The 15,623-nt window shown below is 37.9% G+C and carries 12 protein-coding genes and 1 pseudogene; 5 read left to right on the plus strand and 8 right to left on the minus strand.

The genetic code is table 11. From position 1 onward, the window contains the following. Positions 1–470: 470 nt before the first annotated feature. Positions 471–2,651 carry a response regulator gene (locus tag H5186_RS15825; protein ID WP_182719047.1) on the plus strand — a complete coding sequence of 727 codons (2,181 nt, stop codon included), beginning with the start codon at positions 471–473 and terminating at the stop codon, positions 2,649–2,651. A gap of 72 nt (positions 2,652–2,723) precedes the next feature. On the opposite strand, the gene H5186_RS15830 is transcribed toward H5186_RS15825, so the two are convergent. Genes H5186_RS15830 through H5186_RS15840 form a run of 3 tightly spaced genes read right to left on the minus strand, consistent with a single transcriptional unit; the run spans position 2,724 to position 5,310 of the window. After that, positions 2,724–2,843 carry a DUF2474 domain-containing protein gene (locus tag H5186_RS15830; protein ID WP_182794664.1) on the minus strand — a complete coding sequence of 40 codons (120 nt, stop codon included), beginning with the start codon at positions 2,841–2,843 and terminating at the stop codon, positions 2,724–2,726. Between the two features lie 47 nt (positions 2,844–2,890). Continuing rightward, on the minus strand, positions 2,891–3,898 hold the full coding sequence (cydB, locus tag H5186_RS15835) for a cytochrome d ubiquinol oxidase subunit II (protein ID WP_182731186.1): 1,008 nt from the start codon (positions 3,896–3,898) through the stop codon (positions 2,891–2,893). Positions 3,899–3,909: 11 nt separating this feature from the next. Then, on the minus strand, positions 3,910–5,310 hold the full coding sequence (locus H5186_RS15840) for a cytochrome ubiquinol oxidase subunit I (protein ID WP_182794665.1): 1,401 nt from the start codon (positions 5,308–5,310) through the stop codon (positions 3,910–3,912). A gap of 132 nt (positions 5,311–5,442) precedes the next feature. On the opposite strand from H5186_RS15840, the gene H5186_RS15845 reads away from it, so the two are divergent. Together H5186_RS15845 and H5186_RS15850 are read left to right on the plus strand one after the other, a co-directional pair. After that, on the plus strand, positions 5,443–6,852 hold the full coding sequence (locus H5186_RS15845) for a PLP-dependent aminotransferase family protein (protein WP_182740544.1): 1,410 nt from the start codon (positions 5,443–5,445) through the stop codon (positions 6,850–6,852). A gap of 147 nt (positions 6,853–6,999) precedes the next feature. After that, positions 7,000–7,308, plus strand: coding sequence for a hypothetical protein (locus H5186_RS15850; RefSeq protein ID WP_149982748.1), 309 nt, complete (start codon positions 7,000–7,002; stop codon positions 7,306–7,308). 133 nt (positions 7,309–7,441) lie between these two features. On the opposite strand, the gene H5186_RS15855 is transcribed toward H5186_RS15850, so the two are convergent. Both H5186_RS15855 and H5186_RS15860 read right to left on the minus strand, forming a co-directional pair. Then, a complete protein-coding gene (locus H5186_RS15855) occupies positions 7,442–8,044 on the minus strand; it encodes an ACP phosphodiesterase (RefSeq protein ID WP_182719044.1) in 603 nt (200 codons plus the stop codon). A gap of 35 nt (positions 8,045–8,079) precedes the next feature. Beyond that, a pseudogene (locus tag H5186_RS15860) lies at positions 8,080–8,178 on the minus strand (winged helix-turn-helix transcriptional regulator); the annotation flags it as partial. A gap of 360 nt (positions 8,179–8,538) precedes the next feature. On the opposite strand from H5186_RS15860, the gene H5186_RS15865 reads away from it, so the two are divergent. Then, a complete protein-coding gene (locus tag H5186_RS15865) occupies positions 8,539–10,149 on the plus strand; it encodes a phosphoethanolamine transferase (protein WP_182794666.1) in 1,611 nt (536 codons plus the stop codon). 123 nt (positions 10,150–10,272) lie between these two features. On the opposite strand, the gene H5186_RS15870 is transcribed toward H5186_RS15865, so the two are convergent. Next, positions 10,273–11,412 carry an AraC family transcriptional regulator gene (locus H5186_RS15870; protein WP_259398540.1) on the minus strand — a complete coding sequence of 380 codons (1,140 nt, stop codon included), beginning with the start codon at positions 11,410–11,412 and terminating at the stop codon, positions 10,273–10,275. Positions 11,413–11,637: 225 nt separating this feature from the next. Between H5186_RS15870 and H5186_RS15875 the strand changes: the two genes are divergently transcribed. Then, entirely contained in the window at positions 11,638–12,447 is an 810-nt protein-coding gene (locus H5186_RS15875) for a DUF2306 domain-containing protein (RefSeq protein WP_182719041.1), read from the plus strand. A 49-nt stretch (positions 12,448–12,496) separates the two neighbouring features. Here H5186_RS15875 and H5186_RS15880 read toward each other — a convergent pair whose 3' ends face one another. Together H5186_RS15880 and H5186_RS15885 are read right to left on the minus strand one after the other, a co-directional pair. Then, positions 12,497–13,528: a metal-dependent hydrolase gene (locus H5186_RS15880; RefSeq protein WP_182761941.1), complete on the minus strand. Its 1,032-nt coding sequence runs from the start codon at positions 13,526–13,528 to the stop codon at positions 12,497–12,499. Between the two features lie 307 nt (positions 13,529–13,835). Beyond that, positions 13,836–15,200 (minus strand): cellulase family glycosylhydrolase, encoded by a 1,365-nt coding sequence (locus tag H5186_RS15885; protein WP_182794667.1) that lies wholly within the window; start codon positions 15,198–15,200, stop codon positions 13,836–13,838. Between the last annotated feature and the right edge of the window lie 423 nt (positions 15,201–15,623).

A 15,623-nucleotide genomic window follows, 5' to 3' on the forward strand; every position in this document is an offset into this window, starting at 1 on the left:
ATGTTTGCCGCTTAATTAAGCCGCTAAGTTTAAACTAACAGCAATGTCCCCCTAGCACAGGGGGGCATTTAAAGAATAATATGCTTTTTAGCCCTATATTTTAAAAGGCTACATAAAAAACTATCGCTATTCAGTATAAACTACTTGTCATTAAATCAGTGTTCTAAAGTAAAAAACACGCCATAACATTAATTATCTACAACGAAATACATTTCCCCTCACTCACTTATAACTACTTAAGCTACCGGGCAAAAGCACAACAAATTTAGCCACTCTCCACCTGCATTTCTGTAATAAAAAATAAGTAGTAGGCAACAGCTGCTATGTGTTTTTAAAGAAATAAAACAGCTTCTATAGAGTTACACCTCAGATTTAATAGATATTACCTTTTTCATGCGATTTTAATCTGAAAGTTGCTATTACCCTGAAATTAATCCTATATTTAGTGGACATAAATATTGAGCAATGCAATGAAAACAGCGCAAATCCCAGCAGACGAAGAGTCTAGACTAAAAGCCTTGTATGAGTATGAAATATTAGATACCAAAGCCGAACAAGTATTTGATGATTTAACTCAACTTGCTTCTGAAATTTGTGAAACGCCTATTTCACTCATTAGCTTAGTAGATCCGCAAAGACAGTGGTTTAAGTCAAAGTACGGTATTGATGTTGATGAAACTGAGAGAGAGATTGCATTTTGCTCCCATGCAATACTGCAAGACCACATTTTTGAAATACCGAACGCATTACTCGATGAGCGCTTTCATGATAACCCGCTAGTTGTTAATAATCCAAACATACGATTTTATGCAGGCGCCCCGTTAGTAACCCCAAAAGGAAATACTATAGGCACACTCTGTGTTATTAGCGATAAGCCCAAAAAGCTAAATCAAAACCAAATTAACGCTCTGACGATACTAGGTCGAGAAGTTATCACTCAACTTGAACTTAGATTAAACAACAGAAGATTAACATCAGCTCTAGAACAACAAAAAATACATAATGAAGAACTTGAAGTACTAAAAAAAGAAGCTGATAGTGCCAACACCTTAAAGGGCCAATTTCTAGCAAATATGACCCATGAACTTAGAACACCACTACACGGTATTTTAAATTTAGCTGAATTTGGCCTAGCTGAAGAAACGAGTTTAGAAAAAGATAACGCTTTGAAAAGTATTTTAAACTCAGCCAATATACTCTCAAGTATTGTGAATGACATTCTAGATTTTTCAAAAATTGAAGCTGGCAAACTAGATATCGAAAATATCAATTTTAATCTTAAAGAGGTTGTTAACGATCTCTTCAAGCCTCTCATTAAACAAGCATCAGCTAAAGGCATTAAACTTACTTTATATATTGATGAGAAGGTGGCAGCAACTTTAAAAGGTGATCCTGTAAGGATCTCACAAATTCTAAATAACTTGTGTTCAAACGCGATTAAATTTACAAACCAAGGGCAAGTAAATCTCAAAGTCAGCGTTCAAAGTAGTTCATTAATTGAACAGGATATTTTATTTGAAATTATTGATACAGGTATTGGTATCAGCGAAGCAGCACAACAAAACTTATTTCAAGATTTTCATCAAGCAGATGCATCTATATCAAGATGTTATGGGGGCACAGGGCTTGGCTTATCAATCTGTGCCAAGTTAAGTCAACTAATGAAAGGTAAAATCGGCTTTACAAGTAAAGAAGGCGAAGGCTCTATATTTACGTATCAACAGAGCTTTGAAACACATCATCTATTGTATGATTCATTAAAACAAAAGAAAGAAATAACTAATTTACAAGGGTGCACCATTCTAATCGCCGAAGATAATAAAATAAATCAACTCATCGTAAGTAAAATGCTACAAGCGCATAACGCCAATGTAGTAATCACAGAAAACGGTAAAGAGTGTGTTGATTACTTTAATACAAACCCTGTAGATTTGATTTTTATGGATATCCAAATGCCAGTAATGGATGGAGTACAAGCCACAAAAGCAATTCGGGCACAACAAGGAGATAAAACAACCCCAATTATAGCCTTGACAGCTAACACCTTGAAACAAAACATTGAACATTATTTAGACATTGGTATGGATGGTTATTTAGCTAAACCATTTGATAAAGATAAATTAAATAGCTTACTTAATATTTACAACCCTAATAACCTCAATCTAAAAAAGCTAGCGGTTAAAATTAGTGATCCTAATATTTCAAGCAAATATAAACTAAATCAGACATGCCAAGAGTTAAAAAAGCTAATTCCAAATGCAAATAGAGTTAGCCTTTGGTTACTAAACCACGAATATACTGCGATAAATTGTTTAATATGCCTTGATGAAAATGAGGTAGTAACAAATGACATGGTTTTAAAAGCTCAGGATTTTCCTGCATACTTTAATTATATTTTAGGTAACCAAGTACTTGATGCATCGGATGCAAGGAACAACGAAGTAACAAAGGACTTAAATAAATCCTATTTTGAACCATTCAATGTGTATTCCTTACTTGATTATATCTATTTTATAGATGACAAACCGTTAGGCGTAATTTGTTGTGAAAGTGTTGACTCAAAAGTGTCATGGGACTATGCAGACAAAGAAGCACTGATAAAGATAGCGGATGTAACAACTCTTTTTTTATCCAAGCAACTCAAGTCTTAATAAAAGTAATGAGAATATAAAAAAGGGGACTATTATTTGATAAAATAGTCCCCCGTAATTTAACTAACGGTATTACTTCATTCCTGCAAGAGTCATCAAAAAGCGGATCACTAGAGACACTAAAAATAGTGAAGCAACACTCAAGACCCAAATGATAATTAACCATTTAAATTGATGAAGATGCTTTTTCATATACCCTCCACAAAGCCTTCACTAAATAGTGCAATAGCATTGAATAACTAGTGATACCCCTCGGTATCAATAACTTTGCCACGAAATACATAATAAGACCAAAACGTATAGGCCAATATGAATGGCACGATGATAACAACGCCAACCAGGGTGAATTTTAAACTTGATTCAGGCGCTGCGGCTTCATAAATAGATACACTTGGTGGAATAATATTTGGCCAAAGGCTAATACATAAGCCTAAATATCCCATAAATAACATACACAGCGCATAAATAAATGGTCGATAGTGTTTACTTGAGTTTACTGAGCCCAGTAATAATAAAACAAAAATACCGGTAATAATTGGCAAAGGAGCAAGGTATACAATATTTGACCAATTAAACCACATTGCTTTTACATCAGCGTTGATAAGTGGTGTATAAATACTGATACCTAACATGCACAAGGCTAATAAAATAGTTAATGGCTTAATAAGTTTACGCATTTGTTTATACAAATTATGCTCTGTTTTAACCACTAACCAAGTGGCACCTAATAAGCCATAAGCAAACAGTAAACTACACCCTGTAAATAAGCTAAATGGTGTTAACCAGTCTAAAGCTCCACCAGCAAACTCACCATTTTCAACAGGAAAACCAATAATAACAGCGCCCATTGCTACACCTTGAGCAAAGGTTGCCATAAACGAGCCTGCAAAAAATAACTTATCCCATAATGGGCGGTGAGACTCAGTTGCTTTGAAGCGAAATTCAAACGCAACGCCTCGTAATATTAAGCCAAATAACATCACTAAAATAGGCCCATATAAGGCTGATAATATAACTGAGTAAGCCATAGGAAATGCAGCTAACAAGCCTGCCCCGCCAAGCACTAGCCACGTTTCATTACCATCCCAAACTGGGGCAACAGAGTTAACCATGATATCTCTTTCGTGCTTATTTTTAACCAGCGGGAAAAGTAGGCCAATCCCTAAGTCAAAACCATCTAAAAACACATACATCATTAACCCAAAGCCAATAATGAGTGCCCAGATACTCGGTAAATCAAAATCCATCATTTAATCTCCTAAAGCTCAACACCATCGGCCGCTGATAACGGACGAGCCGGGCGTTTATTTAAATCATCTTTATTATCGTTGTCATACACTTGTTCAGGGCCCTTTTTGATAAGTGCTAACATATAACGCACACCGACCCCAAACACACACACATATAAAACAACAAAAGTAAGTAATGAATAACTCATTGCCGTCATCGAATGAGCAGAGCTTGCATCAACCGTTCTTTGTAACCCATATACAACCCAAGGTTGTCGTCCAGCCTCTGTGACAAACCAGCCTGTTAGCATCGCAATCAACCCAGCAGGGCCCATTACAACACAAAACCTTAAGAACCATTTTTTCTCGTATAATCGGCCTTTTTTACGTAACACTAACCCTGTTATGCCTAATAAAATCATCAATAACCCTAAGGCGACCATAATTCTAAAACTAAAAAATACAATTGGTACATAAGGGCGATCTTCAGGAGGTACAGATGTTAATGGTGCAATGGTGCCATCAAGACTATGCGTTAAAATTAAGCTAGCTACGCGCGGTATTTCTATTGCGTAGTCGTTGCGTTCTTCTTCCATATTTGGCCAACCAAATAAAACTAAGGGGACACCTTCGCCTGGTTCTGATTCATGCCAATGCCCTTCCATTGCTGCCACTTTCATTGGTTGATGCTCAAGTGTATTTAGGCCATGTTCGTCTCCTACAAAAGCTTGCAATGGTGCGATAATTAACAACATCCACATTGCCATCGACAACATTTTTTTTGCCGCTTGAGTGTGCGAGCCTTTTAATAAATGCCATGCACCAGATCCGCCTACCAACAAGGCTGTCGCTAAAAAAGCGGCTAAGCCCATATGGACTAAACGATAAGGAAATGAAGGATTAAATATTATCTCAAACCAGTCAACCGGAACCGCTCGGCCATCAATAATTTCATAGCCTTGAGGTGTTTGCATCCAGCTGTTAGAAGCCAAAATCCAAGTCATTGAAATCAACGTACCGATTGCCACTAAACAGGTGGATGTAAAGTGAAGCTTTTCGCCAACTTTATTCCAACCAAAAAGCATAACGCCAAGAAAGCCAGCTTCTAAGAAAAACGCAGCCATCACCTCATAACTGAGTAATGGCCCCGTAATAGCTCCAGCAAAATTAGAAAACTGACTCCAGTTAGTACCAAACTGATAAGCCATTACGATGCCGGATACCACTCCCATAGCAAAATTTACCGCAAACACTTTCATCCAAAAACGACAAAGCGTCATGTATATCGGCTTTCGCGTGTATAACCAAAGCCCTTCAAGTACCGCAAGGTAACTTGCCAAGCCAATTGTTATTGCTGGAAAAATAATATGAAAAGAGACTGTAAATGCAAACTGTATACGAGCTAAATCAATAGCAGTAAAATCTATCATAACGCCAACCTACTCCTAGTTAATTACAGAGCAAACATTAAACTTATCACCTATGGTATATATCTTTTTTTTACAGTACAGGCACAGAAAAATAATTTACAATGAGTACAGATTGTCACTACGAGCGAGAGCATGAAACAGTTCAAATATACAGAGCTTGAGGCTATCTTAAAAAAGAAAATTGACGCTAACAGCTTTACTCCAACAGGCAAGTTGCCCTCAGTGAGAGAGCTTTGCAAACTACAGGGCCTATCAAAAGCAACCGTATTACATTCGTTACATCGCTTGGAATCACAAGGACTTATTTATGCAAAACCTAAATCAGGTTACTTTGTAACGCAAATAAAGCCGCCTAAACGAGTGCTACCAAAACAAATCAAAACATCATCTACTCCACGCAATGTGTCAGTACCTGCGATTTTAAAAGACATTATGACGCGCAGTGCTGCCTTTGATATTTTACCAAGTGCTGGCGCGCAGGAAGATGCTACTCACTTAACCGTTCTTAATCGACATTTAAACAAAGCATTTCGTTCTTCTCAAAGTCAAAAAGCATTTTACTATAATAGTTCTGATGGTGATTTGCGTTTGAAGCACGCAATAATTAACCACTATGGTGGTTTAAACCAAAAACCTGATGAGCTTTGCATTACCAATGGCTGTCAGCACAGTTTATTTATTTCTCTTATGGCCACGTGTTCGCCAGGCGACACTGTCGCTGTTGAATCGCCAACTTTTTACGGGGTATTGCAAATATTAGAACAACTTAACCTAAAAATAATAGAAGTAGCATGCGATCCCGAGCACGGCATAAGCATTGACGATCTGACAAAAAAAATAGCCAAGTGGCCCATAAAAGCATGTGTCGTCTCACCTAATTACTCAACGCCAACAGGTGCATGTATGCCTCATAGAGCAAGAGAAGAGCTACTTAAATTGGCAGTGAAAAGTGATTTTTGTATTATCGAAGACGACATTTACGGCGATCTGGCTTTTCCTCCTTTTGTTAGTGAGTCTTTAAAAAGTCTCGACACCCAAGGACAAGTAATTTTGTGTAGTTCATTCTCAAAAAGCTTATCAAGAGATTTACGTATCGGATGGGTTTTTGGAGGAAAGTGGCATGATAAAATCACTCAACTTAAACTCGTTACGCAACTTTCTTCATGTGGGTCGATTCAACAAGGATTAGCCACTTTTATAGAAGATGGTCACTATCGTCGCTACCTAAATAAGCACGTATATGCAATTAAACAACAACAAGCAGAGCTGATTAATTTTTTACAAACCCATTGGCCTGAGGATATACGCTTTACACAAGCTAATGGCGGCATATCTATGTGGGTCGAGTTAGATGAGTCCATAGATACCCAAAAAAGTTACAATGAAATACTACAACAAGGTATCGTCATGACCCCGGGCTCACTTTTCTCAGCATCAGGGCAATATAAAAACTTTTTACGATTGAGTTATATTCACCCCCTCACTAAAGCAAGGGAAGTTGCGATCAAAAAACTATTCAGCACCCTCTTGGTAAAAAAATAACACGCTTTATGCCTACGATAAGCCGCTTTAACATCAAATAATAAGGTGGTTTCGGCTAAAACGACTATCTAAGTTGTTGCCAGTCGACAAGCTCGGTTATAATCCGCTCATCTGGCTATATCTTTGGCCTCTAACTGGATTAAAACGATGAAAAAACTCTCTGCGGTGCAAATAAAACAACAAGCACTGGTACTTAAAGTTGCTGATGCAATTGAAGAGCAAGGCCGTAATGAACTCACTGGCATGCTGCAATGCTGGTTTGACGTGGAATATCACTTATTTCCAGGCTCTTTACTAATGTGTTTTCAGTTTGAGAATCAGCAGGCGTTAACAGCGGCAGAGCCTGACTTATTAAAGTGGCAAAAACGTTTAAGTGGTGCAATGCTTAAAAAAGGCGTTATTTTAAAAGACATGCGCAAGCATTTAGTTTTCACCCTAAAGGGGCCTGATGATTAAGTCAGATAGTAGCCATCAATCAAGCCGTTTTTAGTATGATGCGAGCTTTTTGTTGGTCAGAATTTATTCCATCAAAAGCTAATTATCAATATTGCATCATTTTAGGCTAGAACCTGACTTACATTTAAAAAGTTTACACACTAGCATCTTGAGCTCCTTCAAGACCTCGTTGCTTAACATGTTTAATCAATTCAGGGAAAAACGCTAAAAACATAGCATCTAATTCAGTGTAGTGTCGGGCTATATCAGCAGCAGCGCCAGAAAACGTATTAGTAAAGCGAATGCGCTTGGCAATATTATCAAGTGCAACCCCGACCCCTTCGACGGTTTCGTATTCTTTAAACCAATCATTCTGCGTCATATGTTTTACAACACTTTGCATTCTTGGCGGCATAACGGGTGTACGCTTACCCAAAAGCCTATAACTGATTTGCTTAAAGTCACTTAGCGGTTGATCGTTAAACCGTTGCCAATGCTGAATTAAAAAATGATCGAACACCACATCAATAGCGACACCCGCAAAGCGTTTACGCTGAGGCGAAAAATACTGTTTAGCTTCTTTCACTAAAGGGTGAGTATCTGTAAACTTGTCGACTAGATAGTGGTTATCTAGTGCATTTTTTACCGTGATTGGCAATTGCTTTACATGCCTATTGCCGCCAAAATCACCAAGCAAGTTGCCAAAGTGCGAGTCTGCTGTAGGCTGTGCTAAATATAGATGAGCTAAGTAGTTCAAAGTAATATCTCTTTATATTTCATAATATTAAGACCTTTTTCACTCACTTCTCCTAACAGGCGAGTTAAATCATTAAAGCGAACAAGCCCACCTTTTAGATGGTAAATACTCGAGCCTTTCCACTTGCCGCCTATTAGCTCTCCTAAAAATGCAACTAGGTTACTAAAAGTATACTAATTGCTATTACCTTACAGGTAACTAATATATACCACATATTAACAAGCATTTTTAAGGAAAATACAATCAACACTGAACGCACAAATGCACGACAGCCGAATGCTAGTGTACTGATCTTGCAGGTGTAAAAAAATAAAGATCTTTTTCATAAATATCTTTATTTACTGAGAGTGAGCACATCATAAAGAAGCAATAAAAGGCATCAGACCAAAGAGGTATAAACCTAATAGTTAAAATTCATACATTATTTCAAATACTCATGCCTTTGCATGTGATTTTTATTACAATGCCTGCAAACCTGAATAGTGGAACTGCATGTGCAACAATTTAAACATACCCTCTTAACGCTTTTGGCCCTATGGGCATTCGCACTGATGCCGGATGTCATTTATGGCTTGTTTAATCATAACTACTTGGCCGGTTATAACTTCAAAAGCATTATCATTACCTTACTGTTAATGGGCTTCATGCTGTTAAGCCGCACCCCTAAACTTAACAATATTGTTTTACTGATAATGGCTCTAATGCAGGCCTCTGAACTGATGTACTTCCAATACTTTGGCGGCTTTTACAGTGCTTTTGATATGGTGCTAATGATGGGTGAAATGCATGATGCACTAATTGGCTTTGCTGATGGTTTGAAATTTATGCTACCAGCGTTCTTTTTATCCATGGCATTTTATGGCTTAGCGTATTTCACCTATAACAAATACCATAAAACCAGTTTTACCGTACCTTATATCTCGGTGTTGTTTGTATTATTGCTCACGTTACCCTTTTTACAGTCTTTAGGTTCTAAGAGCTCTCAAAAATACCAGCCTAATATTGCGCACTCAGCTATGAAAAATGGCTTATACAGTGTGTCATTCTTTAGCGCTCGCCAGTTAAAAATGATTCTGGGATTACGTAAAGAAATGCCTAGCTATCAACCTTATCAATTGAGCAAAGGCGAACCTGCGGATGCAAATATTGTAATTTTAATGGGTGAAAGCCTGAGTTATTACAATATGGGTTTATATGGTTATCAAAGAGATACAACGCCAGATTTAATGCCGTATAAACAAGACCCTAATTTCTTTTATTTGCCTGCGATCTCAAGCGCTGTTTCAACACGAGTATCTCTTAGCTTATTTTTTAACACCGTATATGAGCCTAATAATGCAGTCCATATAAGTAAAATGGACACTGCTTTGTTTCGGTTAGCTAAGCGTCAAGGGTTTGAAACCCATTACATTACTACACAAAAAAATGCAGGAGGTTTAACCTATGCATTTTCACTTGGGGATATTGATACCTGGAAAGAAGATAAGCATCTAGATCAGTTCGATGGAGATTATGATGATCGTTTATTGCTCGAACTTAATTCCATGAATCTGGATTACAATAAGCCCCAATTTATTACGTTACATATGCGCAGCGCTCATGCACCTTATGTAGCTAATTACCCTAAAACTCAAGAAGTGTATCCTGTTGATGAGCAACCCTATGAAAAGTACATGCTGAATAGCTACGATAACTCAGTACTTTACACACAAAAGGTGATAGCTAACATTTATGAATTCTTTAAAGATTCAGGTAAACCAACATATATATTCTTCACGCCAGATCATGGTGAACTGACAGGGCAAGATGGTCGTTTTGGACATAACGCTGTCGATATGGATATCGCCCGGGTACCATTTATGTTTTACGGTGTTGATATTCCAAAAAATGAAATAACTCGAATTAAAAAAGAATTAGGTTGTATGCCTAACCATTATTTAATTAGTCTGCAAGTGGCTAAAGTATTGGGTTATGACATTAAAAACCCGAATGAAGAGCAAGGTAAGTATTACTTGAACGGCACCGATGTATTTGGCGAGGCAGGCTTTATGCAGTACGATTTAAAGCAAATACAAGATAAAACTTGTCCAGAATTTTCAAAGTAGCTCCTCAGTATTCAGCCGCTCTATGAGCGGCTTTTATGTTTATAGCACCTTATACTTTCAATTTAGTGTGGTTGATTCACATCTAATATTCTTGATTAACTATAAAAACAAACCTACAACTCACTAATCAACAAGTTCCCTACCCCTTATATTAGGATGATTGCTGCTTTGTTTTCGGTATTCATTAGGAATTTCACCCACAATACTTTTAAACACCCGGTTAAAAGTCGCTAAAGAAGAAAAGCCGCTTTCAAGCGCGATGCTTAAAATGCTCCAACCTTTAGCATCCTCACTTGCCAATAAAACTTGCGCATATTTAACACGATATTGATTAATAAACAGATTAAAGTTGGCTACTTTGTAGTGATAGCGAATAGCTCGGCTGATTTTATATTCAGGTACTTGTAATACTTGAGCAAAATCTGAAATTTTAAGATTTGTTTGCAAGAATAGCTGTTGCTTATTGATAAGTTGATCAATGCCATCGATTAATTCAGGGGCAACATCGATTTGTTCATGTTTATTGGTGTTTTCAGTTATCTCAATGTCATTAAAAATACTAACTGTATCGCCCTCATTTTTAATACCTTGGCTATTTTTATCTCTCGCTTGAAGAAACATTAATGTTTGCATCGCAAGCACAATTAGTAGTGCAGATGAGGTAATAATAATGGGATTATATAGCTCAATTTCAGTCTTACTAAACATTAGCTTAGGTAATACACTTGCATTAAACACAGCTAAAAACCAAGCGCTGGCAAAGAGCACTGATTGCATTTTTTGTGACACTGTTTTTTCACTGTAGCCTCTTATTGCCTCCCAAAAAGAGAGCACAAGTATGCTTGATGAAAGCAATATGGTTACTTCATTCACCCCTTGCTTTAAGCGCCACATTATATCACTGGTAGGTAATGGCTGAGGATCAAAACTCACTAAGTAATGCCATGTTTGGTTAAACATTATCAAGCCTGCAATAGTTGCAGCAAAAACGATATGCCTGCGAGAAATTGGCTTGTTTTCACGAAATAACGCTCTAGCAATCAACCATGAAACATTACATGTAGCGCAAGTAAATAGCCCTATTAGGTATTGATACCCTCCGACACTTGACGCACTGAGTTTTTGCGCCCCAACCATACAGAGCGAGCCACAAAATAGTGCAAACAAATAGTGAACTAGCTGCTTATCTTTTTTCAGTGCATTAAATAACATCAACCCCATGCACACAAAGACGAGAAGGTAATAAGGAGAATTATTTTGCATAACAGGTCGCTCTTAAAATGACGTTGTATAAACAACGTTGCTTTAACTTGGATAATACAAAGTAACTCTAGCGATGGCAAAAAGACTTTGTTAGTGAATGTGTCAGTAACTAATTAACTAACCGTAAAAATTATCCATATATCGTTGCTCAAGTTTCGAATTTGAGAAGTATTCGCCCTGAAAGTCTTTATATTTGGCTATTGAAACGATTTAATGGAAAAGTACATGTTAATGCAAAAAATGAAAACAACCCCAAATAGGCTGCTCGAAAACAGTAAAAAAATATGGTTTATTTGCTTACTAATGGCACAAGGTTGCTTTGTAATTTACCTTATTTTGGGGTATGCCCTGACTAGCGTTACTACAGGTTTATCTGGCTGGGTCCGCCTTAACAATACCGCCTATGTTGCGAGCGACCCCATCGGTAATTTAATCTATGCCACGCATGTGCTACTTGCCGTAGTAATGATAATCGGCGGGAGTTTGCAATTAATCCCCGCAATAAGAGCAAAATATACTAAGTTTCATCGCTATAACGGGCGCGTATTCGTACTGTTAGCTTGTACCATTTCAATCGCAGGAATGTACCTTATGATTGTTAGAGGCACAGTAGGCAACCTGCTAATGCATAGCCTGACAATGTTTAGTGGTGGTATGGTTATTTTATCGAGCATATTTGCAGTGCTGGCTGCTAGAGGGCGTAATATAAATTCACATCAAATATGGGCAATTCGTTTATACCTTGCAGCAAACGGCGTGCTATTTTTTAGGTTAATGATTTTTGCCTGGTTTTTAACGTTTGGCTCACTCGGGATTGATACTACAACGTTCACAGGCCCAACCGTGTTAGCTGTTAGCGTATGTTCTTATGTGATGCCATTGCTCATTGCTGAACTGGTTAGGTATGCGGGGAAAACATCTAATAAAATGATAACAATCGCCACCGCAGCTTTAATGATGTTGATATCCATTGTATTTTTAGTGGGCTTATTTGGTGTAGTGTTAGCAAATTGGTACCCAGCGATAGTTGGCTAATAGCCACATAATTATTAACAAAATAGAAGGCCTAACCCAGCAATCTATTTCAGGGAGATGTGGGCTCTTTTACGGTAGTTGCTAAATCGATATTTGGGTCAGTAATACGCGCAAAAATAAGCCCGAGCTTATCAAGTGGAAATCGGTTGCTGAGTTGTTGATAAGAACCTGGGATCAACTGCTGATCTTTTTGCTGTGCAACCACAAATGAGAATACATAATAACCTTCAAGGCCCATTCTTAAATCACTCATAATGACTTGCTCATCTTGTTGATACACCCCATAAAGGCCTTTAGTAAATGCTTGCAGTAGCTTGATCTGCCTTGCATCATCAAGCTTTGCTAGTAGCGTATTTTCGCTAGGGTAAAATTGCATATCAACGTTGTCTGCGTCATCAAACACAGAGGCATAAATCTCATAATGCCCAAACTCGGTAACGGCCACAGCCCGCCACAACAAGGTATTAAATGGCGTTGGTGTACTTTCAAAGTGCTTAAATATGATATTTTGGGTATTTAGTGCCTGATGAATTTTATCTTCGATATGCCATTTAGCCGCCAACCCCCAAGCTAAATAAAGCGAACTGACGATTAACGCAGCAGTATTTATACGCTGTGCGTAAGGCCACATCCGCGCCAAGCAAAGCGCTATACAAGAGAGTAACAATGGCAAAGTATACGCAGGATCAATAATAAATATGCTCGATATACCAAAGGGGTAAGTCGTCAGTGGCCACAGCAATTGTGTTCCATAAACGGTAAAACTATCAAGCAATGAGTGAGTACTTAAAATTAAAAATAGAGCGACAGACCAGCGCCTCAGCGATACACCTTTGGCCCAGTTCATTTTAAGTAAAAGCCATGCAAACAAGGGGCTTACTAACAGCTGTATAAGCAAAGAATGACTAAAACTGCGGTGATAGACAAAGTTTTCGACATTACCACCAAAATTAATGAGCACATCTAAATCAGGTAACGTGCCAAACGCCGCCCCAACTAATAACGACTTACGGCCCAGCTTATTACCTAATACTGTATAAGCAACTGCACTACCAAGCACAACCTGTGTGAGTGAATCCAATGAAAGCCTCTTTTCAAAATCAATTAAAGCATAGACTTATATTGTACTGTTGTAGGTCTTGTGTCGATCTCAATGAGTGATTAGTTTTCTGGAGAAGCTATAAGTTATGTGGATCCGCAAAAGAAAAATCCACCCCAGCTTATCAGCTAAATTTTTAAAACCGCCAATCCAATTACGATTGTATTTTAGTAAAGAGTCAACCCTGACATCATGAATTCGAAGATTGTCTATAATCCTATTTCTATAAAAATCAATAAAATAGGTAAAGCGACTGCGCTCTACCTATTTATTTAAAAACAAGTATGACTTAGCTGCAACTTTTAACAAATGTCCATGAACTATCACTACCAGGCAGGCTATTTGTATACCAGTTCGCCTTATAAACATTGCCCTGATACTGAATTTGGTCGCCAGCTTCGTTATGTGTGTAAGGGCCTGCAGGATAATGCTTTCTAACCCAATTTGGATACGTTTTTACCTCAGTACAACTTGTTCCTGTTGTAACAGCACAACCCGAGGAATCGACATCAGTACCTTCTGGTGTATTGGGGCATTGATCTTGTACGTCAATTACGCCATCGCCATCTGAGTCTGTAGCCGCACACCCAATAGAATCTACGGGTGTATTCGGCAGTGTGTTAGGGCATTGATCTTGTGAATCAATTACACCATCTTCATCTGAGTCAAGCGGTGCATTATTCATATCCCAATTTAGTAGAATATCTTTTATCTTCTGCCCCGATGCACTTAGTGAATCCCAGCTACCACCAGGAAGAAAGGTTGATGCACCTTCATCTTTGTCATTTAAGGCCCAATTAGCGTGGCTAATAGTATTTGATTTAAGAAAAGCCATCCACGCGTCAGTTTCGTTGCTATTTACACCACCATTACCATCAGCATTGACTGCGCCCCATTCAGTTGCAAATAAAGCAATCCCATTATTTAAAGCCGTCTGCGCCTTATTTCTAAGTGACTCACCATGCGTACCTGCATAAAAATGTAAGGTATAAGCAATATTGTAGCGATCTATCGGATCTTTTGAGGCAATATCAACATCTTGTGACCAAGTAGGCGTACCAACAATAATTAAATTATCAGGATCTATAGCTCTGATCTTATCAATAACGGTGTTGGCGTAAGGTTTTATATCGTTAGCCCACGATATCTGTAGTGGCTCGTTATAAATTTCATAAATAACGTTGTCGTAGTCGCCATATTTAGTGGCTGCTCGTTCAAAAAACCGGATCGCCATATCAGTGTCGGTATGCGCTTCGTGACTATGAAAATCAATAATGACATACATATCTTCTGCGATTGCTGCATCAACAACTGTATCAAGACGAGTAATATTACCGTCCCAATCGTCATTCAAACTGCCTGAGGTATTTTGTCCGTGACCGATCGCAGCACGAATGATATTAGCGCCAAATTCCTGTTTCGCATTGGCAACCGTTTGCGCGGTATAAAACTTTTCGCCGCCCCAACCTGTATTGCTCCAAAATAAGCTTGAACCAGCAAAGCTCTTTGCCTCATCACCAGCTAATATTTGATTACCACTGACGGTTAACTTTTCAACCGCTGCATAACTTGTAGTGGAACAAGCGAGCAATAATGCCAGTGAAAGGCGCTTGGCTTTATATAGTGTTTTTTTAGGTGTACTTCCAATCGTCATAAAATCGTCCTTAAATTAGGTTACCCATCAGATGTAAACTGATATATCAATAATGTCATTAGCAAAAAACTAACAATACAAAGGTAGTACACTGAAATTATAATACAATAATAAAGAATGATTTACTTTATAAAATAATACTAGCGTAAAAGTAACTAAAAATGACCACTCATAGGCTGTCATCTGCAGGGGGGATACATTCAATAAAAAGCGTGAACGATATACACTTTAGTTTTCGCTAAATACCTTAACCGAAAGCGCTCCATTAATGTTTTAAATATCAATGAGTTGCTCTGTTTGCAACATACTTGCCAATTTTCTCTGTATTGCTGTTCAAGGTCAGCGCATTCATATCGTTAATTTGATACGCTTAACCTATAAAACAATAAATTTTATATAGCTTGGTACGCACTCAAAAAATCA

Origin of the sequence: Pseudoalteromonas sp. SG41-2 (assembly GCF_014164535.1) — a bacterium.
In the GTDB taxonomy this organism is placed as follows: Bacteria; Pseudomonadota; Gammaproteobacteria; order Enterobacterales; family Alteromonadaceae; genus Pseudoalteromonas; species Pseudoalteromonas rhizosphaerae.